General features: G+C 65.5%; 19 protein-coding genes. 10 read left to right on the top strand and 9 right to left on the bottom strand.

Going from position 1 to position 18,634, the window contains the following annotated elements; genetic code table 11:
* The first annotated feature begins 20 nt into the window (after positions 1-20).
* Positions 21-1,382 (top strand): methylenetetrahydrofolate--tRNA-(uracil(54)-C(5))-methyltransferase (FADH(2)-oxidizing) TrmFO, encoded by a 1,362-nt coding sequence (gene trmFO / locus BUA54_RS03150; protein ID WP_072856129.1) that lies wholly within the window; start codon positions 21-23, stop codon positions 1,380-1,382.
* Positions 1,379-2,224 carry a tRNA glutamyl-Q(34) synthetase GluQRS gene (gene gluQRS / locus BUA54_RS03145; protein WP_072855721.1) on the top strand — a complete coding sequence of 282 codons (846 nt, stop codon included), beginning with the start codon at positions 1,379-1,381 and terminating at the stop codon, positions 2,222-2,224. Before trmFO ends, gluQRS begins: the two co-directional genes overlap by 4 nt.
* A gap of 80 nt (positions 2,225-2,304) precedes the next feature.
* Here gluQRS and hisI read toward each other — a convergent pair whose 3' ends face one another.
* A complete protein-coding gene (hisI, locus tag BUA54_RS03140; RefSeq protein ID WP_072855720.1) occupies positions 2,305-2,667 on the bottom strand; it encodes a phosphoribosyl-AMP cyclohydrolase in 363 nt (120 codons plus the stop codon).
* Between the two features lie 66 nt (positions 2,668-2,733).
* On the opposite strand from hisI, the gene BUA54_RS03135 reads away from it, so the two are divergent.
* Positions 2,734-3,180, top strand: coding sequence for an iron-sulfur cluster assembly scaffold protein (locus BUA54_RS03135; protein WP_072855719.1), 447 nt, complete (start codon positions 2,734-2,736; stop codon positions 3,178-3,180).
* Positions 3,181-3,341: 161 nt separating this feature from the next.
* Here BUA54_RS03135 and BUA54_RS21720 read toward each other — a convergent pair whose 3' ends face one another.
* The 5 genes from BUA54_RS21720 to sciP all read right to left on the bottom strand — a co-directional run bounded on the left by BUA54_RS21720 (position 3,342) and on the right by sciP (position 9,480).
* Complete coding sequence (locus BUA54_RS21720) at positions 3,342-3,464, bottom strand: hypothetical protein (RefSeq protein WP_281250629.1); 123 nt, start codon at positions 3,462-3,464, stop codon at positions 3,342-3,344.
* Between the two features lie 106 nt (positions 3,465-3,570).
* Positions 3,571-5,661, bottom strand: a complete 2,091-nt coding sequence (recG, locus tag BUA54_RS03130) for an ATP-dependent DNA helicase RecG (RefSeq protein WP_072855718.1) — start codon at positions 5,659-5,661, stop codon at positions 3,571-3,573.
* Positions 5,658-7,880 carry an NAD-dependent DNA ligase LigA gene (gene ligA / locus BUA54_RS03125; RefSeq protein ID WP_072856128.1) on the bottom strand — a complete coding sequence of 741 codons (2,223 nt, stop codon included), beginning with the start codon at positions 7,878-7,880 and terminating at the stop codon, positions 5,658-5,660. The genes recG and ligA overlap by 4 nt, the downstream gene beginning before the upstream one ends.
* A gap of 518 nt (positions 7,881-8,398) precedes the next feature.
* Positions 8,399-9,112, bottom strand: a complete 714-nt coding sequence (ctrA, locus tag BUA54_RS03120) for a response regulator transcription factor CtrA (RefSeq protein ID WP_072855717.1) — start codon at positions 9,110-9,112, stop codon at positions 8,399-8,401.
* 80 nt (positions 9,113-9,192) lie between these two features.
* Positions 9,193-9,480: a CtrA inhibitor SciP gene (gene sciP, locus BUA54_RS03115; protein ID WP_072856127.1), complete on the bottom strand. Its 288-nt coding sequence runs from the start codon at positions 9,478-9,480 to the stop codon at positions 9,193-9,195.
* Between the two features lie 130 nt (positions 9,481-9,610).
* Between sciP and mnmA the strand changes: the two genes are divergently transcribed.
* The 7 genes from mnmA (at position 9,611) to BUA54_RS03080 (ending at position 15,843) form a co-directional block, all read left to right on the top strand.
* A complete protein-coding gene (mnmA, locus tag BUA54_RS03110; RefSeq protein WP_072855716.1) occupies positions 9,611-10,750 on the top strand; it encodes a tRNA 2-thiouridine(34) synthase MnmA in 1,140 nt (379 codons plus the stop codon).
* Between the two features lie 84 nt (positions 10,751-10,834).
* Entirely contained in the window at positions 10,835-11,707 is an 873-nt protein-coding gene (locus tag BUA54_RS03105) for an ATPase (protein ID WP_072855715.1), read from the top strand.
* A 39-nt stretch (positions 11,708-11,746) separates the two neighbouring features.
* Entirely contained in the window at positions 11,747-12,670 is a 924-nt protein-coding gene (metA, locus tag BUA54_RS03100) for a homoserine O-acetyltransferase MetA (RefSeq protein ID WP_072855714.1), read from the top strand.
* Positions 12,654-13,655 (top strand): alpha/beta fold hydrolase, encoded by a 1,002-nt coding sequence (locus BUA54_RS03095; protein ID WP_072855713.1) that lies wholly within the window; start codon positions 12,654-12,656, stop codon positions 13,653-13,655. Before metA ends, BUA54_RS03095 begins: the two co-directional genes overlap by 17 nt.
* Positions 13,656-13,698: 43 nt before the next feature.
* Positions 13,699-14,568: a polyphosphate kinase 2 gene (gene ppk2 / locus BUA54_RS03090; protein WP_072855712.1), complete on the top strand. Its 870-nt coding sequence runs from the start codon at positions 13,699-13,701 to the stop codon at positions 14,566-14,568.
* On the top strand, positions 14,561-15,178 hold the full coding sequence (locus tag BUA54_RS03085; RefSeq protein ID WP_072855711.1) for a TetR/AcrR family transcriptional regulator: 618 nt from the start codon (positions 14,561-14,563) through the stop codon (positions 15,176-15,178). The genes ppk2 and BUA54_RS03085 overlap by 8 nt, the downstream gene beginning before the upstream one ends.
* Positions 15,179-15,330: 152 nt before the next feature.
* Entirely contained in the window at positions 15,331-15,843 is a 513-nt protein-coding gene (locus BUA54_RS03080) for an acyloxyacyl hydrolase (protein ID WP_072855710.1), read from the top strand.
* On the opposite strand, the gene BUA54_RS03075 is transcribed toward BUA54_RS03080, so the two are convergent.
* Genes BUA54_RS03075 through BUA54_RS03065 form a run of 3 tightly spaced genes read right to left on the bottom strand, consistent with a single transcriptional unit; the run spans position 15,840 to position 18,588 of the window.
* A complete protein-coding gene (locus BUA54_RS03075; protein ID WP_072855709.1) occupies positions 15,840-16,919 on the bottom strand; it encodes an ABC transporter ATP-binding protein in 1,080 nt (359 codons plus the stop codon). The genes BUA54_RS03080 and BUA54_RS03075 overlap by 4 nt on opposite strands.
* Positions 16,916-17,716 (bottom strand): ABC transporter permease, encoded by an 801-nt coding sequence (locus tag BUA54_RS03070; RefSeq protein WP_072855708.1) that lies wholly within the window; start codon positions 17,714-17,716, stop codon positions 16,916-16,918. The genes BUA54_RS03075 and BUA54_RS03070 overlap by 4 nt, the downstream gene beginning before the upstream one ends.
* The gene (locus BUA54_RS03065) at positions 17,713-18,588 is read right to left on the bottom strand and encodes an ABC transporter permease (RefSeq protein ID WP_072856126.1); all 876 of its coding nucleotides are present in this window, start codon (positions 18,586-18,588) and stop codon (positions 17,713-17,715) included. Before BUA54_RS03065 ends, BUA54_RS03070 begins: the two co-directional genes overlap by 4 nt.
* Positions 18,589-18,634 lie beyond the last annotated feature (46 nt).

Below are 18,634 nucleotides of genomic sequence, written 5' to 3'. Positions count from 1 at the left end.
CGGTGTCCTACATCGCGGGCATGACACATGAACTCCACATCGTCGGCGGCGGCATGGCCGGGTCCGAGGCCGCCTGGCAGGCGGCGAATGCCGGCCTGACCGTCGTCATCCATGAAATGCGCCCCAAGGTCGGCACCTTCGCCCATCGCACCGGCGATCTGGGCGAGATGGTCTGCTCCAACTCCTTTCGCTCCGACGACCACGAGCAGAACGCCGTGGGCCTGCTGCACTGGGAAATGCGGGCCGCGAACGGGCTGATCATGCAGACCGCCCATCAGCACCGCCTGCCCGCGGGCGGCGCGCTCGCCGTGGACCGTGACCCCTTTGCCGCCAGCGTCACCGCCGTGTTAAGATCGCACCCCAACGTGCGGATTTCCCACGAGGAAATCACCGAACTCCCCGACCAGGGCCAGTGGATCATCGCAACCGGCCCGCTGACCTCCGGTGCCCTGGCCGAGGCGATCCGGATCGAGACCGGCGCCGACCAGCTGGCCTTCTTCGATGCCATCGCCCCCATCGTCTACGCCGAGACGGTGAATATGGACGTGGCCTGGATGCAGTCCCGCTACGACAAGGGAGAGACCGAGGACGAGCGCACTGCCTACCTCAACTGCCCGATGACGAAGGACCAGTACGAAGCCTTCATCGATGCCTTGCTGGCCGCCGAGAAGACCGAGTTCAAGGAGGGCGAGACCGCCGGCTACTTCGACGGCTGCCTGCCGATCGAGGTCATGGCCGAACGCGGCCGCGAAACCCTGCGCTTCGGCCCGATGAAGCCCGTGGGCCTGACCAACGCCCATGACCCGGCGACCAAGGCCTATGCCGTCGTGCAGCTGCGCCGCGACAACGCGCTGGGGACGCTCTACAACATCGTCGGCTTCCAGACCAAGATGAAGTACGGCGCGCAGAAGGCTGTTTTCAAGATGATTCCGGGGCTGGAGGATGCGGAGTTCGCGCGCCTTGGCGGCATCCATCGGAACACCTTCATCAACTCGCCCAGGCTGCTCGACCACCGGATGCGGCTGAAATCGCGCCCCCATATCCGCTTCGCCGGTCAGATTACCGGGGTCGAAGGCTACGTCGAATCCGCCGCCATGGGCCTGCTGGCCGCCCGCCTCGCGGTCGCAGAGGCGCAGGGCATCGACCTGCCGCCCGTGCCGAACACGACCGCGATGGGCGCCCTCGTCACCCACATCACCGGCGGCGCGGATGCGAGGACCTTCCAGCCGATGAACGTGAACTTCGGCCTCTTCCCCCCACTCGAAGGTACGGGCATCAAGGGCGGACGCCGGGGCCGCAAGGAGCGTTACAAGGCCTACACCGATCGGGCCAAGGCCGACTGGACCGCGTGGCTGGCGCAGACGGAAACCGTCCCCGCTTGATCACCCGCTTCGCGCCCTCGCCCACCGGCCCGCTGCATCTGGGCCACGCCTATTCGGCCATGCTGGCCCACGACATGGCGCAGGCGGCAGGCGGCACTTTTCTGTTGAGGATCGAGGATATCGACCAGACCCGTGCGCGCCCGGAGTGGGAGGCGCAGATCACCGACGACCTTACCTGGCTTGGCCTGAGCTGGCCCAGACCTGTCCTGCGCCAATCGGACCGCTTGGTCGTCTACCGCGATGCGCTGGCGCACCTCTGGGACCGCGGCCTGCTCTATCCCTGCACCTGCAACCGCCGCGATATCCTCGCCGCCGCCAGCGCGCCTCAGGAAGGCGCAGCCATGGGTCCCGACGGCGTGATCTATCCGGGCACCTGTCGCCACAAGCCGCGCAGCGGGCCCCTGCCCGCCGACACGGCACTGCGGCTCGACATGAAGATCGCCACGCAAGGGATTGACTTGAAATATTATCTCGACAACGGCGCGACCCGATCAATCGCCCCTCATAGCCTGATTACCGACATCGGCGACGTCGTTCTCGCGCGCCGCGACATGGGGACGTCCTACCACCTGTCCGTCGTCATCGACGACGCCGCACAGGGTATCACAGACGTCGTCCGCGGCGCGGATCTGGCCGAAGCGACCCCGATCCACGTCCTGCTGCAGCATCTGCTGGACCTGCCAACGCCGGCCTACCACCATCACCGCCTGATCCGCGACGACGCGGGCAAGCGCCTCGCCAAACGCGACGACGCCCGCGCCATCGCGACCTACCGTGCGGAGGGCGCCACCCCCGCCGACATCAGGCGCATGGTCGGCCTGCCCGTTCATTCGGACAAATGAACGCGCCCCGTGACGCGGATCGGTCAGCGTGACCGGCGTGTCCTCGCTTTTTCCGAAATACTCGCCCGCGGCAGGCGTCCTCATCCCGCCATCGGCGCATCGGTGACAACCTCTGCGCCACCCTCCACCTTGGTATAGAAGCACGACCGCCTGCCGGTGTGGCAGGCGGGCCCGGTCTGGTCGACCGCCACCAGCAGACAGTCACGGTCGCAGTCCAGCCGGAATTCCACCAGCTTTTGCGTGTGACCCGACGTCGCCCCCTTCACCCAGAATTCCGAACGGGAGCGCGACCAGTAGGTCACGTCACCGGTGTCCAGCGTGCGCGCCACCGCCTCTGCGTTCATCCAAGCCAGCATCAGCACCTCGCCCGACTGCGCGTCCTGCGCGATGACCGGGATCAGGCCTGCATCGTTGTAGCGCAGGGTAGCGGGGTCGAAGGACATCGGGGCAACCTTTCCAAGCATCGCGTCGCGCCCTATCTATGGGGGACCAAGCGAAAGGGCAAACCGGTGAGTGCCGAGACCGACATGATCAAACTCTACTCCACCCGCATCCTTGCGCTGGCGTCAGAGATCCCGCACACGACCCGCTTGCCCGACCCTGACGGCACCGCACGCAAGCGCTCACCCCTATGCGGGTCGACCGTGACGGTCGACCTCAAGGTCGCTGACGGGCGCATCGCAGCGTTCGGGCAGGACGTGAAGGCCTGCGCGCTGGGTCAGGCAGCCGCCTCCGTCGTCGGACAAAGCGTCATCGGCCTCGACCGCGGCACGATTCAGCGCGGGCATGACGAGTTGCTGGCCATGCTGAAGGACGGTGGCCCCGTCCCCGCGGCGCCATTCGACGGGCTGGCCGTGCTGGAACCGGCAAAGGACTACAAGAACCGTCACGCCTCGATCATGCTGGCCTTCGATGCCACCCTCGCCGCCCTCGACGACGCGCAGGTCACCGCATGAAAAAACCGCCGCACATCCGGGGGGATGGCGGCGGCGAGTGAGGCGTCCCGGACGACGGCGATCGGGGCAGGCAACCCGTGATCGCACATGGAACAGGCAGGCTGGCGTCCGCGAGGTGGCACAGGCGGACGCCGGGATCGCCGGGACACGGGGCAGTCAGGTCAGATCACCGCAGGCAACGACAGTCCGACGAACAGCATGACGACCAGTGATGCGGCCCCGATCGCATCGGCCAAAAGGGTCTCTCGGCTGCGGTGGATCGCGGTCTTGATGTCCTTGGCCATGGGGTCTCTCCTCTGGTTGCCTTCTGTTGCTCCTTTGTTCTCATTTCATCACGCACCTGTAAAGAACTTTTTAAGAACATTAGAGAACAAAAAGTTATCCGTCGGGTCAACCCACTGATATCAAACGGATCGCCCGGTCCTGTTCCATCAGCCACAACAGGACGCGCGCGGCGCGTCCGCGTTCCCCTGTCAGATCGGGATCGTCGTGCAGCAGCTTGCGCGCGTCCGATTGCGCCAGCGCCATGAGCGCCGCCTGCCGTTCGAGGTCGGCGATTCGGAACCGTGGCAGGCCGGACTGTGCCGTACCGATCATGTCGCCGGCGCCCCGGATCGCCAGATCCTCCTCCGCGATGCGGAAACCGTCCTCGGTCTCGCGCAGGATCGCCAGTCGCCGCTGGGCAGTCTCGCTCATCGGGGTCTGATAGAGCAGCAGGCAGGTGGAGGCTGCCGCCCCACGCCCAACGCGGCCCCTAAGCTGGTGCAACTGCGCCAGACCAAAGCTCTCTGCCCGTTCGATTACCATGATCGAGGCGTTGGGCACGTTCACCCCCACCTCGATCACCGTAGTGGCGACCAGCACCTTGGTCCGCCCCGCCACGAAGCGCGCCATCGCCGCGTCCTTCTCTGCGGGCGGCATCTGGCCGTGGACGAGGCCCACGACGCCTTCGCCCAGCGCCGCGCGCAGCAGCTTGAAGCGCTGTTCGGCGGCGGTCATGTCGACGGTCTCGCTCTCCTCGACAAGCGGACAGACCCAGTAGGCCTGCCGCCCGTCGGCGACGGCGCCGCGCAGCTTGGCAATGACCTCGTCCATGCGGTCGGTGCTGATCAGGGCGGTCGTCACCGGCGTCCGGCCCGGCGGCTTTTCGTCCAGCACGCTCAGGTCCATCTCTCCGTACTGCGCGAGGCTGAGCGAGCGCGGGATCGGCGTCGCGGTCATCACAAGCACGTCGACCGCCTGCCCCTTGACCCCCAGTTCCATCCGTTGGGCAACGCCAAAGCGATGCTGTTCGTCGATCACCGCCAGCCGCAGGTCGTGGAACACGACGTCCTTCTGGAACACCGCATGGGTGCCGACGAGAATCTGGATCTCGCCCGCCGCCAGTGCCGCAAGCTTCGCCGCGCGGTCGCGTCCCTTGTCGCGGCCCGTCAGGATGTCGAGCCTGACACCCGCATCGGCCGCCAGCGGGCGCAACCCGTCAAGGTGCTGCCGGGCAAGGATTTCCGTCGGCGCCATCATCACGCCCTGCCCGCCCGCCTCTGCCGAGATCAGCAGCGCCATCAGGGCGACCAGCGTCTTGCCCGCGCCGACATCGCCCTGCAGCAGGCGGTTCATCCGGTGCGGCGCGGCCAGATCGCCGGCGATCTCGGCCACCGCGCGGGTCTGGGCCGTGGTGGGGCTGTAGGGCAAGGCTTTCAGCACACGGGCCTGCAGCGCGCCGCTGCCCTTCGACACACGCCCGGCCTTGCGCCGCATGCGCGCGCGCGCCAGCGCAAGCGTCAGTTGATGGGCAAAGAACTCGTCGTAGGCCAGACGCACCCGTGCCGGGGCGAGCGGCGACAGGTCGGTGGTGGCGGCGGGCGCATGGGCGGCCAGCAGCGCCGCACGCCAGCCGGGCCAACCCTCGCGGGTCAGCAGCGGGCCGTCGATCCATTCCGCAAGATCCGGCGCAAGTTCCAGCGCACCCCGGGTCGCGCGGAACATCAGTTTCTGCGTCAGGCCGGCGGTCAGGGGATAGACCGGCTCGAAGGCGGGAATCGCCTCTGCCTCTGCCACCGGCAGGATATGGTCGGGATGCGCCATCTGCCCGATGCCGTCGAACAGCTCGATCCGGCCGGACACGACCCGCCGCTGACCGGTCGGCAGCAGCTTTTGCAGGTAGTCGCCCTTGGCGTGGAAAAAGATCAGCTGGAACGTCGTCTCTGCGTCGGTGACGACGATCCGGTAGGGGCGCCCCTTGACCGTGGGCGGTTGGTGCGGCCCGACGGTCACCTCGACCGTTACGACGGCGGGGGCCACGACCTCGCGGATCGACGCGCGGCGGTGCCGGTCGACACCCCCCTGCGGCAAGGTCAGCAGCAGGTCGCGCGGACGCGTTACCCCGATCTGGCCCAGCAGCGTTTCCGTCCGCGCACCGACGCCGGGCAGCTGCGTCAGCCCCGCGAACAGGGGGAACAGGACTTCCGGGCGGCCGGTCATGCCTCGCCGATCAGGGCGATCCAGGCTGCTTCGTCGATGGTCTCCACCCCCAGCTCTGCAGCCTTGGTGGCCTTCGACCCCGCACCCGGCCCTGCCACCAGAAGATCCGTCTTGGCGCTGACCGATCCCGCCACCTTGGCGCCCAGCGCCTCTGCGCGGGCCTTCGCCTCTGCCCGGGTGGTGCGTTCCAGCGTGCCGGTGAAGACGATGGTCTTGCCGGCCACCGGGCTGCCAGAGGTTTTCGGCGCCGCCACGGCCTGCACGTCGAGCTGCGCTACCAGCCGGTCGATCGAGGCGCGCTCCGCCTCTTGCTGGAAGGTCGTGACGAGGGAGACGGCCACCGTGGCGCCGATCCCCTCGATCCCGGTCAGCTCGTCCCATGCGGCGATGGCCTCTACCGGCACGTCGGTCCAGCAGGCGTCGCGCACGGGCTTGATGCTGGCCCGTTTGCCCGCATCGGCGGCGGCAGCCCGGGCCGCGGCCTCTGCCGCGTCGGCGGCGCGATGCGCAGCGGCGGCGGGACCTGCGGCATCGACGATACCGACCAAAGCGTCCCATGTGCCGAAATGCCGTGCAAGATCGGCAGAGGCGACTTCCCCGACATGGCGGATCCCGAGGGCGAAGAGCAGGCGGTTCAGCGGGATTGTCCGTTTCTCCTCGATGGCCTGAAAGAGGTTCCTCGCGCTTGTGCGGCCAAAGCCGTCGCGGTTTTCGAGCTTGGCCACCGCCTTTGCATCGCGGGCCTGCAGGGTGAAGATGTCGGCCGGCTGGCGGATCGGCAGACTCTCGTCGCCGAAGAAATATTCCACCTGCTTCGCGCCCAGCCCCTCGATGTCGAAGGCGGCGCGGCTGACGAAATGGCGCAGCTTTTCCAACGCCTGCGCGGGGCAGATCAGGCCGCCGGTGCAGCGGCGCACGGAATCGCCGTCGTCGCGCACGGCGGCGGACCCGCAGTCCGGGCAGACGGCGGGGAATTCATAGGGTTGCGCGTCGTCGGGGCGGCGGGCCAGGTCAACGTCGCGAATCTTGGGGATGACATCGCCGGCGCGATAGACTTCCACCCAGTCGCCGATGCGGATGTCGCGGCCGTCACGGATGGGGGTGCCGTCGCTGCTGCGCCCGGCAATGTAATCCTCGTTGTGCAGGGTGGCGTTCGACACCACGACGCCGCCGACCGTCACCGGCGTCAGCCGCGCGACCGGCGATAGGGCCCCGGTCCGGCCGACCTGTATGTCGATCCCGTCAAGCCGGGTCCAGGCGCGTTCGGCGGGAAACTTGTGCGCGATGGCCCAGCGGGGGGTGGAGGACCGGAACCCGAGCCGCCGCTGCAGGCCAAGGTCGTCGACCTTGTAGACCACGCCGTCGATATCGTAGCCAAGCGTCGCCCGGTCCGCGGCAATGCGGTCGTAATGGGCGACCAGCGCCTCCGTCGTTTCGCAGATCCGCGTCAACGGGTTGGTGTCGAAGCCGAGGTCGGACAGGCGGGCGATGGCCCCGCTCTGCGTCTCCGCCAGCGGGTCCGATACCTCGCCCCAGGCGTAGGCAAAGAAATGCAGCGGACGTGCGGCAGTGATCGCGGAATCAAGCTGGCGCAGCGATCCGGCCGCGGCATTGCGGGGATTGGCAAAAGGTTTCAGGCCCGCCTCCTCCTGCCGTGCATTCAGTGCGGCAAAGTCGGCGTGGCGCATGTAGACCTCGCCGCGCACCTCCAGCACCTGCGGGGCGCCGGACAGCTGTTGCGGGATCGTGGCGATGGTGCGGGCATTGGCGGTAACATTCTCGCCCACGGTGCCGTCGCCGCGGGTTGCGGCCTGCACCAGTGTGCCGTCCTCATACCGAAGGGACAGGGACAGCCCGTCGATCTTCGGTTCTGCCGTGTAGGCAAGCGGCGCATCGGCGGCGATCCCGAGGTAGCGGCGGATGCCGGCATCGAAATCGATGACATCCTCGGTCGAGAAGGCATTTGCCAGCGACATCATGCGCAGCGCATGGGTGATCTTGCCGAAGCCCTCTGCCACCGCCCCGCCGACCCGGTCGGTCGGCGAATCGTCGCGCTTGAGGTCGGGAAAGGCGGCTTCCAATGCGGTGTTGCGCCGCTTCATCCGGTCGTAGTCCGCATCCGACAGCGTCGGCGCATCCTGCGTGTGATAGGCCGTGTTGGCCGCGTTGATCGCATCGGCCAACGCCGCGAGCTCCTCCGCCGCAGCCTTTGGCGACATGAGGGTCACGTCGGCATCGGTATCGGGTAAACCGTCAAGCGTTTCAGACGTGCCGGTGCCATTGCGGTCGGTCACGCTGTCGTCAGGGTGCGGCTCGTCGTCGTCATGGGGCTTGGTCATGATGCCACCGCACGGCTTTCGATGACCGAACCCGCTGCGCGCGACCGAAATACTGCTGCGCCGACCGTCCAGAGCAACGCAGGATCACGCGCGACCCCATCCAAGCCCGTATCCGTCAACGTCCGCAGCGCGGTATCGCAGCACTGTCCGTTCAAACCGCCGTCGGGTGCGGGGCTTCCGTCGCAATTCGTCGTCATGGCACAGCCTTCGGTTCGGTCGTCCCGCAGTGACGGGTTGATCGAAATTTAGGGCGCCGGCCGGCCAAGGTCCAGCGGACAGCGCGCGTCAAGAGGTTTGCTGTGCCCAACACACCCGGGGACTGCCCGAGCTTGCACGTATTGGCTGGCCCGGGGCACCGATGGCGTCTGGAATGCGTAAGCGACCGGGCGTCAGCCGCGTCAGGCGCCGATCGCGATGCGGGCCTTGTCGGACTGCGTTTCGGGGTCGCGCAGGACATAGCCGCGGCCCCAGACCGTTTCGATGAAATTGTCGCCGCCGGTTGCTTCGGACAGCTTCTTGCGCAGCTTGCAAATGAAGACGTCGATGATCTTGAGTTCCGGCTCGTCCATACCGCCGTAAAGGTGGTTGAGGAACATTTCCTTCGTCAGCGTCGTCCCCTTGCGCAGGCTGAGAAGTTCCAGCATCTGGTATTCCTTGCCCGTCAGATGGACCGCGTTGCCTTCGACCTCGACCGTCTTGGCGTCGAGATTGACGGCGATGCCACCGGTTGTGATGACCGACTGGGCATGCCCCTTCGACCGGCGGATGATGGCATGGATGCGGGCGACCAGTTCCTCGCGGTGGAACGGCTTGGTCAGATAGTCGTCGGCCCCGAAGCCAAAGCCTTTCAGCTTGTTTTCGGTATCGTCCTCGCCTGACAGGATCAGGATCGGCGTGTCGATCCGTGCCAGCCGCAACTGCCGCAGCACCTCGTGCCCATTCATGTCGGGCAGGTTCAGGTCCAGCAGGATCAGGTCGTAGTCGTAGAGTTTCGCCAGATCGATGCCTTCCTCCCCCATGTCGGTGGAGTAGACATTCAGGTTCGCGTGACTCAACATGAGCTCGATGCTTTTGGAGGTGGTAGGATCGTCTTCGACCAGCAATACACGCATCGGGCTACTCCGCTAAAAGTTGATAATCATAATCTCGCTTCGAAAAGTTAATCCTCCGTTACCGATACCGGGGTTTCTGGTCAATCACCTTGTAGTTGTCTGTAGCGTTGCAGCGCCGTCGTTTTCAACGCATCCTGACCGTGCAGCCGCACCGCGGTTTCCCATTCGGCGAACTCATCCTCTGACAGGCCATAGGTTTCGAGCGCGGCACCGCGCGTCAGCAGCCCGTGCATGACGGCAGCGACGACGGCGGCCTTGCGTGACGCGACCCAACGTCGCGTGCGGGCGGGCGGCAGGTCCGCGCGTGTCATCACGGTGCCATCGGGAAGGGTGACGGACCGCGGGCCATCGATCTTCTTCAGAAACATGTTCAGCCCCTTTCCGGCGTCCCCGTGCCGATTGGTCACCGAAATCCTTTAAGGACTGGTAAGCGCGCGGCCATGGGTATATCGGGCTTTTTCGTCTATATTGCCTCAAGTTCCAGTCCGACGGTGTCCGATGTCCCTTGATCACCCGCTCAATTCGCTCGGTTTCGCCAAGCCACCCGCCCAGACCCGCGTCGTCGTCGCGATGTCGGGCGGCGTGGACAGTTCCGTCGTGGCGGCACAACTGGCAAGCGAAGGCTACGATGTCGTCGGCGTGACGCTGCAGCTTTACGATCACGGCGCGGCCCTTGCGAAAAAGGGTGCCTGCTGTGCCGGGCGCGACATCCAGGACGCCGCCCGCGTGGCCGAGACGATGGGCTTTCCGCATTACGTGCTGGATTACGAGAACACCTTCCGCGAGGCCGTGATCGACGAATTCGCCGACAGCTACCTTGGCGGCGCCACCCCCGTGCCCTGCATCCGCTGCAACGAGCGGGTGAAGTTCAAGGACCTGCTGGCGACCGCGAAGGACCTGGATGCGGACTGCATGGCGACGGGTCATTACATCCAGCGCAAGATGGGCGCGCAGGGGGCAGAACTGCACGCCGCGGCTGATTCGCAGCGCGACCAGAGCTATTTCCTGTTCTCCACGACCGAAGAACAGCTAAATTACCTGCGCTTCCCGCTGGGCCATCTGTCGACGAAGGCAGAGACCCGCGCGCTGGCTGCGCAATTCGGGCTGACCGTCGCCGACAAGCCCGACAGTCAGGACATCTGCTTCGTCCCGAACGGCGACTACGCCGCCGTCATCAAGAAGCTGCGTCCCGGCGCCGCGGTTCCCGGGGACATCGTCGATACCGAGGGCCGCGTTTTGGGCCATCATGACGGCGTCATCCACTACACCATCGGCCAGCGCCGGGGCCTTGGCATCGGCGGCCTCGTCGATCCGCTCTACGTAGTCAAGCTCGACGTGGATGCGCGACAGGTCGTCGTGGGGCCCAAGGCGATGCTGGCCACCCGCCGCGTCCCCCTGCGCGAGATCAACTGGCTGGGCGACGGCGATTTCCTGACGGGCGGCGCGCGGCAGATCGCGGTCAAGGTCAGGTCGACGAAACCGCCGACCGATGCGATCCTGCGCCCGATCTCGGCCACGGAGGCGGAGGTGGAACTGCTGGCAGCCGAGGAAGGTGTCAGCCCCGGGCAGGCCTGCGTGTTCTACGATCCCGACAGCAGCCGCGTGCTCGGCGGTGGCTGGATCTGGCGCGGCCGGTAGCCCGGGGCGCAAAATTTTCTCGAAAATTTTGACCGGCCGAAAAATCTTCTAGAAGATTTTTTGCCCCCCCGTTAGGCAGGGCGCATGATTTACACATCCGCCGCCGACTGGCTTGCCGCCCCGCAGAAACGCGTTTTGCTCTTTGGCATGTCGGGGCTGGGTAAGACCCATGTGGCCAGCCTTCTGCGCCGCACCGGCGACTGGTTCCACTACTCGGTCGATTACCGCATCGGCACGCGCTACATGGGCGAGCTGATCGCCGACAACGCCAAGGCAGAGGCGATGAAGGTGCCGTTCCTGCGCGACCTGTTGCTGTCGGACAGCATCTACATCGGGTCCAACATCACCTTCGATAACCTCAACCCGGTGTCGACCTACCTCGGCAAGCCCGGCGGCGTGGGGCGTGGCGGGTTGCCTTTGGCCGAATACACCCGCCGTCAGGACCAGTTCCGCCGGGCAGAGGTCGCGGCGCTGCTGGACACCGGGCATTTCATCGACCGTGCGCAGGCGCTTTACGGCTATCCGCACTTCGTCTGCGATACCGGCGGATCGATCTGTGAATGGGTCGACCCGGACGATCCCGAGGACGCGGTGATGCGACATCTGGCCGCGCGCACGCTGATGATCTGGATCGAAGGGACCGAGGCGCATACCGCCGAACTGGTGCGCCGCTTCGATGCGGCGCCAAAGCCGATGTCCTACCAGCCCGGTTTCCTGTTGGACGCCTGGACCGCCTACCTTTCCGAAAACGACTGCACCGAGGCGGAGGTCGATCCCGATGACTTCATCCGTTGGACCTATGCCCGTGCCCTCGCCCACCGTCAGCCGCGCTACCGCGCCATGGCCGACCGCTGGGGCCTGACCATCCCGGCGACGCAGATCGGCGCCATCCGCACCGCTGCGGATTTCGACGCTCTCGTCGCCAGTGCACTGACACGGGTTGAGATGCAGGGCTGACCCGCCTATCTGTCAGCCCCGTCTGCAAGGAACAGTCCCATGCCCATCAAACTGCCAGCCTCCCTGCCCGCCTATGCCGTGCTGTCGCGCGAAGGGGTCATGGTCATGGCGACGGATGCGGCCGACCGGCAGGACATCAGACCGCTGCGGATCGCGCTGCTGAACCTGATGCCCAAGAAGATCCAGACCGAGAACCAGTTCGCCCGGCTGATCGGCGCCACCCCCCTGCAAATCGAGTTCTCGCTGATCCGCATGTCCGAGCATCAGACCCGCAACACGGCCGCAGAGCACATGGAGGAGTTCTATCGCCCCTTCTCGGACGTGGCCGCGACGGGAGAGAAGTTCGATGGCCTGATCATCACAGGCGCCCCGATCGAGCACATGCCTTTCGCTGAGGTCACCTATTGGGACGAGCTGCGCCAAGTCTTCGACTGGACGCAGACCCATGTCCATTCGACCTTCGGCGTCTGCTGGGGCGGCATGGCGATGATCAACTACCTGCACGGCGTCGACAAACACATGCTGGATGCCAAGGCCTTTGGCTGCTTCCGTCATGTCGTGACGGCGCCCGCCTCGCCCTACCTGCGCGGCTTTTCCGACGACATCGTCGTGCCGGTCAGCCGCTGGACGGAAATGCGGCAGGGCGAGATCGACGCGAAGCCCGGTCTTCAGACCCTCATCACCAGCGCCGAGACGGGCCCCTGTCTGGTCGAGGATCAGGCCCACCGCGCGCTCTATGTCTTCAATCATTTCGAATACGACAGCACCACGCTGAAGCAGGAATACGACCGCGACGTGGCGCAGGGGACCGCGATCAACGTGCCCTGCAACTACTATCCCGACGACGACCCCGCCAATCCGCCGCAAAACCGCTGGCGAAGCCACGCGCACCTTCTATATGGCAACTGGATCAACGAGATCTACCAGACCACGAAGTATGACCTGAATGAAATTGGCACGTAGAACCGTCACCGCCTCGGCCATGGCCCTCGGCATCGCCGCGGTCCTCACGGGCTGCACCGCGACCTACCGCACGGCAGAGGCAGAACGCGCGTTCCCGCCCATCGGCAAGTTCGTCACCGTCGACGGCGGCGCGCGCGTGCATTACATTCAGGCGGGCGACGGGCCGGACGTGGTGCTGATCCACGGCGCCGGCGGCAACCTGCGGGATTTCAAGTTCGACCTGTTCGACCGGCTGACCGACCACTACCGCGTCACCGCCTTCGACCGGCCCGGCCTTGGCTATACGGACCGCTATCCGGGCATCGCCGACGGCCCCTTCGCCACCGCCGGCGAAAGCCCACGGCAACAGGCCACGATGCTGCGGGAGGCGGCCCTAGCGCTTGGCGTCCACGATCCGGTCGTCGTCGGTCACAGCTTCGGCGGGATCGTGGCCTACGCTTGGGCGGTCATGGGACTGGACGAGGACAGCCCCGTAAACGCCTCTGCCATGGTGTCTTTTGCCGGTGTCGCCATGCCCTGGCCGGGCGAGCTCGGGCCCTACTACCAGATCAACGGCAGCGCCTTCGGCGGTGCGGTGACGATCCCGCTGATCTCGGCATTCGTGCCGACCTCGAAGGTAGAGGATGTGATCGAAGGCACCTTCGCGCCGCAGGCTGCACCCGACGGTTATGCCGAATACATCGGCGCACCGCTGGCCCTGCGTCCCGAAACCTTCCGGGCGAACGTGCGTCAGGTCAACACGCTGCGGCCCCACGCGGTAGAGCTGTCGCAACGCTATCCGGAACTGACCCTGCCGATCGAGATTCTGCACGGCACGGCGGACACGACGGTGCCGATCGACATCCACTCCGAGAAGGTGATCTCGCTTGTCGCCTCCGCCCATCTGACGCGGATGTCGGGCGTCGGCCACATGCCGCACCACGTCGATCCGGAGGCGGCCATCGCCGCGATTGACCGTGCAGCCGCCCGCGCCGGATTGCGCTAGGGGCTGTCACTGCCCATATTGCGGCGACCAGCGGAGGATGCCCATGACCAAACCCTTTGACGGCGGCATCAGTCGCTATTTCGAGCAGCACGCCACCCCGTCCGTGCGCGACGCGATCCGGGACGCCAAGAAGGGCGACATCCTCAACCCCGATTTTCCCTACGACGCGAAATGGGGCCGCAAGCCCTACGAGGACGCGCTGGCGAAGCTGCAGATCGAACTGGCCAAGCTGCAAGTCGCCGCTCAGCAGGACGGCCAGCGCATCGTTGTCGTCTTCGAGGGGCGCGACGCCGCCGGCAAGGGCGGCACCATCGCCCGCTTCCGCGAGAACATGAACCCCCGGCACGCCCGTGTCGTCGCCTTGTCGAAGCCAACCCCGACAGAGGCGACGGAGTGGTATTTCCAACGCTATATCCGGCACATGCCAGCGGCGGGTGAAGTGGTTTTCTTCGACAGGTCCTGGTACAACCGTGGTGTCGTGGAACACGTCTTCGGCTTTTGCACGCCGGACCAGCGCGAAACGTGGTTCGGACAGGTCAATGAATTCGAAAAGCTGCTGGTCGACGACGGCATCCAGCTCTTCAAGCTCTGGCTCAATGTCGGGCGCGCAACACAGCTGAAGCGGTTCCTCGACCGGGAAAGCGATCCGCTGAAACAGTGGAAGCTGAGCCAGATCGACGTTGACGGGCTGCGCAAGTGGGACGCCTACACGGACGCGATCGACGAGACGCTGCGCCGGACCAACAGCGCCCACGCGCCCTGGACGGTGATTCGCGCTGACGACAAGCGTCGGGCCCGGGTCAATGCGATCCGGTCGGTGCTGACGCCGCTGTCCTACGCCGGCAAGTCGATGGGCGCCATCGGCACGACCGATCCCAAGATCGCGGGGGCACCTGACCTGCGACATGGTTAAGCGCGGGTATCACCACGGCAATCTTGCGCAGGCGCTGGTCGATTCCTGTCTGGAACTGATCGAGGAACGTGGTCCTACCGGGTTTTCCCTGTCAGAGGCGGCCCGCGACGCGGGCGTCACCCCTGCCGCCGTCTATCGCCACTTTCAGGGCCGAGAGGACCTGATCGCAGAGGCCGCGCTGCAAGGCTACACGATCTTTGCCGAGCGGATGGAAGCCGCCTATGCCGGCGGCCAGCCGTCCGACCTGCGGGCGTTTCTGGCGACGGGGGCGGCCTACCTCGATTTTGCCCGCGACAACCCGGGGCACTACGTCGCGATGTTCGAAAGCGGTATCTCGATCAACCGGTCGTCGGCCCTGAATGCCGCCGCGACACGCGGATTGGGGGTGCTGGAACGGGCGGCAGAGGATCTGTCGCAGCACATCCCGCCGCACCGCCGGCCGCCGCCGCAGATGTTCGCAGCCCACGTCTGGGCGCTGTCGCACGGCGTGGTCGAACTGTTCCAGCGCGGCAGCCCGGGCACGAAAAGCCCCTATCCCCCCGACGACCTGCTGGAGACCGGGATCGGCATCTACCTGCGCGGCCTTGGCATCCTGCCCCCCGATGCATGACACCGCCTTTCTCTTCGACGGGGCATCTTCCGCCCCGGTGATCTGGCGGCGCCACAGGCACACGACAGGCGCCGCGCATCGCGCGGATCGCCACTTGCCAGACCCCGCGCAACCGGACACAACAAATCTCACCACCCCACAGGAGCCTGTCGATGAACGGAACCCTTGCCGCGATCTTCGTGATCACCAGCCTGACGGACATGGGGCTGAACGAATGCAAGACCGGCTGCCTTGCCCGCCACGATGCGCCCGAGCGGCTGTCGTTCCAGCTGGGTCAGGCGCAGCTTGACGACACGAACCTCGGGGCAGAGGTCTATGTCGGCTACGACCTCGGCTATCGCAGGGGGCCGTTCCAGCCGACCATCGGTGCCTCGATGACCGAAAACGGGGCGACATGGGTCGGGATCGGGGCGAAATGGACATCGACCCGCGTCCTGCCGGGGCCGCTGTTCGTGGAAACGAGCCTGATGCCGGGGATCTATGCGGCGGGCGCTGACAGCGACCTTGGCGGCAACCTTCAGTTCCGGTCGAGTGTGGGGGTCGGCTACAGCTTCGACAATGGGGCCACGTTGACCGTGGCCTACGATCACCGGTCGAACGCCGATACAAACCGCACCAATCCGGGGCTGGAGGTCGCCTCGATCCGCTACGCGATCCCGTTCTAGAAGACGACGATCGCCCGCTCGTCCCAGGCGATGCGGGTCTGCGCCCCGACCTCGAGCACCGGACGCCCGATCAGGTTTTTCATTGCGATCGTAAGGGGTTCCGGCACGTCCTTCACGCGGACATCGTAATAGGTCATGTCCCCGTAATAGACGACCTCGTCCACCGTTGCGGGCGCCTCGTGACGGCTTGCGGTCTCGCCCTCGAAGAGGATCGCCAGCGTCTCTGGCCGGATGCCTATCGCGGCTTCGCCGGGCTTGGCGCCTTCCGGCGCCTGATCCTGCGGCACGTCCGTTTGGCCGAATCCCGCGATATCGAGACCGATACTCTCGCCCACCGACGTCACCGTGGCGGGCAGGAAGTTCATCTTGCCGATGAACTCCGCCACGCGGCGCGATTTCGGGCGACGATAGAGCGTTTCCGGGTCGTCCATCTGGCCGATCTCGCCCGCGAACATGACGGCGATCCGATCGGACATGACCAGCGCTTCCTCCTGATCGTGGGTCACGAGGATGAAGGTGATGCCGACGGCGCGCTGCAGACGAATGAGCTCGACCTGCATGTGCTCGCGCATCTTCTTGTCGAGCGCGCTCAGCGGCTCGTCCAGCAGCAGCACCTTGGGCTTCAGGATCAGCGCGCGCGCCAGCGCCACGCGCTGCCGCTGGCCGCCCGACAGGGCATGGGCCGCGCGCTTGCCGTAGCCGTCGAGGCCGACCATCTTCAGCGCCTCCGCCACGGCATCGGCCTTCTCGGCCTTGCTCATCTTCGATTTGCGCAGACCGAAGGCCACGTTTTCGGCCACGGTCAGGTGCGGAAAGATCGCGTAGGACTGGAACACCATGTTCGTCGGCCGCTGGTTCGGCGGCACGTCCTTCATGTCCTTGTCCGAGATCATCACTGACCCGTTCGACACCCCCTCGAACCCCGCGATCACCCGCAGCAGCGTGGTCTTGCCACAGCCTGACGGGCCCAGCAGGGAAAAGAACTCTCCCGCCCGGATCGTCAGGTTGATGTCGCGCAGCGCGTGGTAGTCGCCGTAGTATTTCTGCACGCCGCGCAGCTTGATGAGGTCGGTCACAGGAAGCCCCCGGTATCGGTGCCGCCAGAGCGTCGCACGCCCCGCCGGCGGAAAATTTCGGCAATGGTCAGCAGCACGATGGACAGCGCGACAAGGATCGTCCCCAGCGCCATGATGACCGGCAGCGACGACGGGAACCGCAACAGCCCCCAGATATAGACGGGCATCGTCGGATTCGACCCGGTCAGGAAGAAGGCGATGATGAACTCGTCAAGGCTGATGGTGAAAGCGATCAGCATCGAGGAGATGATGCCCGGCATCACCAGCGGCAATGTCACGAGGCGGAACGCGCTCCATCGCGTCTCGCCGAGGTCGAGCGCCGCCTCCTCCATCGCGGGGTCGAGGGCCCCGAAGGCGCCGTTCAGGATCGCGATTGAAAACGGCGTGCAGATCAGCACATGGGCGAGGATGATCGTCCAATTTCCGAGAGACAGGCCGAGCACTTGCCGCAGGATCACCAGCAGCGACACGGCGATGATGATTTCCGGCAGGACGAGCGGCAGCATGACGAATCCGACGATCCCCTTCTTGCCCGGAAAGGCCGACATCGCCCCAGCGCGGGCGGCGCAAAGCCCGAGGATCGTCGCGAAGATCGCCGTGCAAAGGGCGATGATCAAAGAGTTTTTCACAGCCGCGTGAAGGGCTGCGTTCTGCGTCAATTCCGTGAACCAATGGGTCGTGAAGCCGGTCAGCGGAAAGGCGATGATCGTCGCGTCGTTGAACGCAAAGAGCGGCAGCAGCACGATCGGCGCATAGAGGAAGATCAAATAGGCGATGGCATAGATGCGCAGCTTCATGACCGGCTCGCCAGGTACTTGCGGTTCAGGAACACGAAGAACAGAGAGATCGCTGTGACGCAGACCATGGCCACGATGGCGAGCGCGGCGCCCAGCGGCGCGTTGTTCAGTTGCAGGAACTGCGTCTGGATCATGTTGGCGATCAGCTTGCCGCCGGCGCCGCCCATCAACTCCGGCGTGACGTAGTCGCCGATGGTCGGAATGAAGACGATCAGCACGGCCCCCACAACGCCGGGCATCGAAAGCGGCAAGGTCACGCGCAGGAAAGTGCTGAACTTGCTTTCGCCAAGGTCCTGCGACGCCTCCAGCAGGGATCGGTCGATCTTTTCGAGGACGACGAAGATCGGCAGGATTGCGAAGGGTGCAAAGGCATGGGCCAGCGTGATGATGACGGCGTTCACGTTATAGAGGATGAAGGTCAGCGGCTCGGTGATGACCCCAAGCTCCAGCAGGCCGGAGTTGATGACGCCGTTGTAGCCGAGGATCACCTTCCACAGGAAGACGCGGATCAGGTAGCTGGTCCAGAAGGGAATTGTGATGAGAAAGAGCCAGAGGCTCTTCTTGCTGGGCTTGACGTGGAAGCTGATGAAATAGGCGACCGGATAGGCCAACAGCACCGTCACCAACGTCACGATGCCGGACACCATCAGCGACCGGCGCAGCAGGAGGCCATAGATCGGGCTGTTCCAGATTTCCTGATAGTTCCTGGTCGTGAACGTCGTGTCCACGGTCATGAAATCCTGCGTCCAGAAGCTGAACAGCACGATCGCACCCAGCGGCAGTGCCAGCAGCAACAGCGCATAGGTGAACGGCAGGCCAAGCAGCTTGATACCGCGGATCTGGTCGCCTGTCAGGTTCGAGAGTTTGCCCATGTCCGCGATGCTTAAGGACTTGCGGACAAAGATCAATAACGGAAAT

Source organism: Loktanella atrilutea (assembly GCF_900128995.1).
Lineage (GTDB): Bacteria > Pseudomonadota > Alphaproteobacteria > Rhodobacterales > Rhodobacteraceae > Loktanella > Loktanella atrilutea.
The sequence above is the reverse complement of the archived record's forward strand: the minus strand, read 5'-3'. Positions and strand labels throughout refer to the sequence as shown.

Coding starts and splice junctions, on each gene's coding strand:
- trmFO (WP_072856129.1), top strand. CDS start 21: ATGACACATGAACTCCACATCGTCGGCGGCGGCATGGCCGGGTCCGAG.
- hisI (WP_072855720.1), bottom strand. CDS start 2,667: ATGTCCTTCGACCCCGCTACCCTGCGCTACAACGATGCAGGCCTGATC.
- BUA54_RS21720 (WP_281250629.1), bottom strand. CDS start 3,464: ATGGCCAAGGACATCAAGACCGCGATCCACCGCAGCCGAGAGACCCTT.
- recG (WP_072855718.1), bottom strand. CDS start 5,661: ATGACCGGCCGCCCGGAAGTCCTGTTCCCCCTGTTCGCGGGGCTGACG.
- ligA (WP_072856128.1), bottom strand. CDS start 7,880: ATGTCGCCAAAGGCTGCGGCGGAGGAGCTCGCGGCGTTGGCCGATGCG.
- ctrA (WP_072855717.1), bottom strand. CDS start 9,112: ATGCGTGTATTGCTGGTCGAAGACGATCCTACCACCTCCAAAAGCATC.
- sciP (WP_072856127.1), bottom strand. CDS start 9,480: ATGTTTCTGAAGAAGATCGATGGCCCGCGGTCCGTCACCCTTCCCGAT.
- mnmA (WP_072855716.1), top strand. CDS start 9,611: ATGTCCCTTGATCACCCGCTCAATTCGCTCGGTTTCGCCAAGCCACCC.
- BUA54_RS03105 (WP_072855715.1), top strand. CDS start 10,835: ATGATTTACACATCCGCCGCCGACTGGCTTGCCGCCCCGCAGAAACGC.
- metA (WP_072855714.1), top strand. CDS start 11,747: ATGCCCATCAAACTGCCAGCCTCCCTGCCCGCCTATGCCGTGCTGTCG.
- BUA54_RS03095 (WP_072855713.1), top strand. CDS start 12,654: ATGAAATTGGCACGTAGAACCGTCACCGCCTCGGCCATGGCCCTCGGC.
- ppk2 (WP_072855712.1), top strand. CDS start 13,699: ATGACCAAACCCTTTGACGGCGGCATCAGTCGCTATTTCGAGCAGCAC.
- BUA54_RS03085 (WP_072855711.1), top strand. CDS start 14,561: ATGGTTAAGCGCGGGTATCACCACGGCAATCTTGCGCAGGCGCTGGTC.
- BUA54_RS03080 (WP_072855710.1), top strand. CDS start 15,331: ATGAACGGAACCCTTGCCGCGATCTTCGTGATCACCAGCCTGACGGAC.
- BUA54_RS03070 (WP_072855708.1), bottom strand. CDS start 17,716: ATGAAGCTGCGCATCTATGCCATCGCCTATTTGATCTTCCTCTATGCG.
- BUA54_RS03065 (WP_072856126.1), bottom strand. CDS start 18,588: ATGGGCAAACTCTCGAACCTGACAGGCGACCAGATCCGCGGTATCAAG.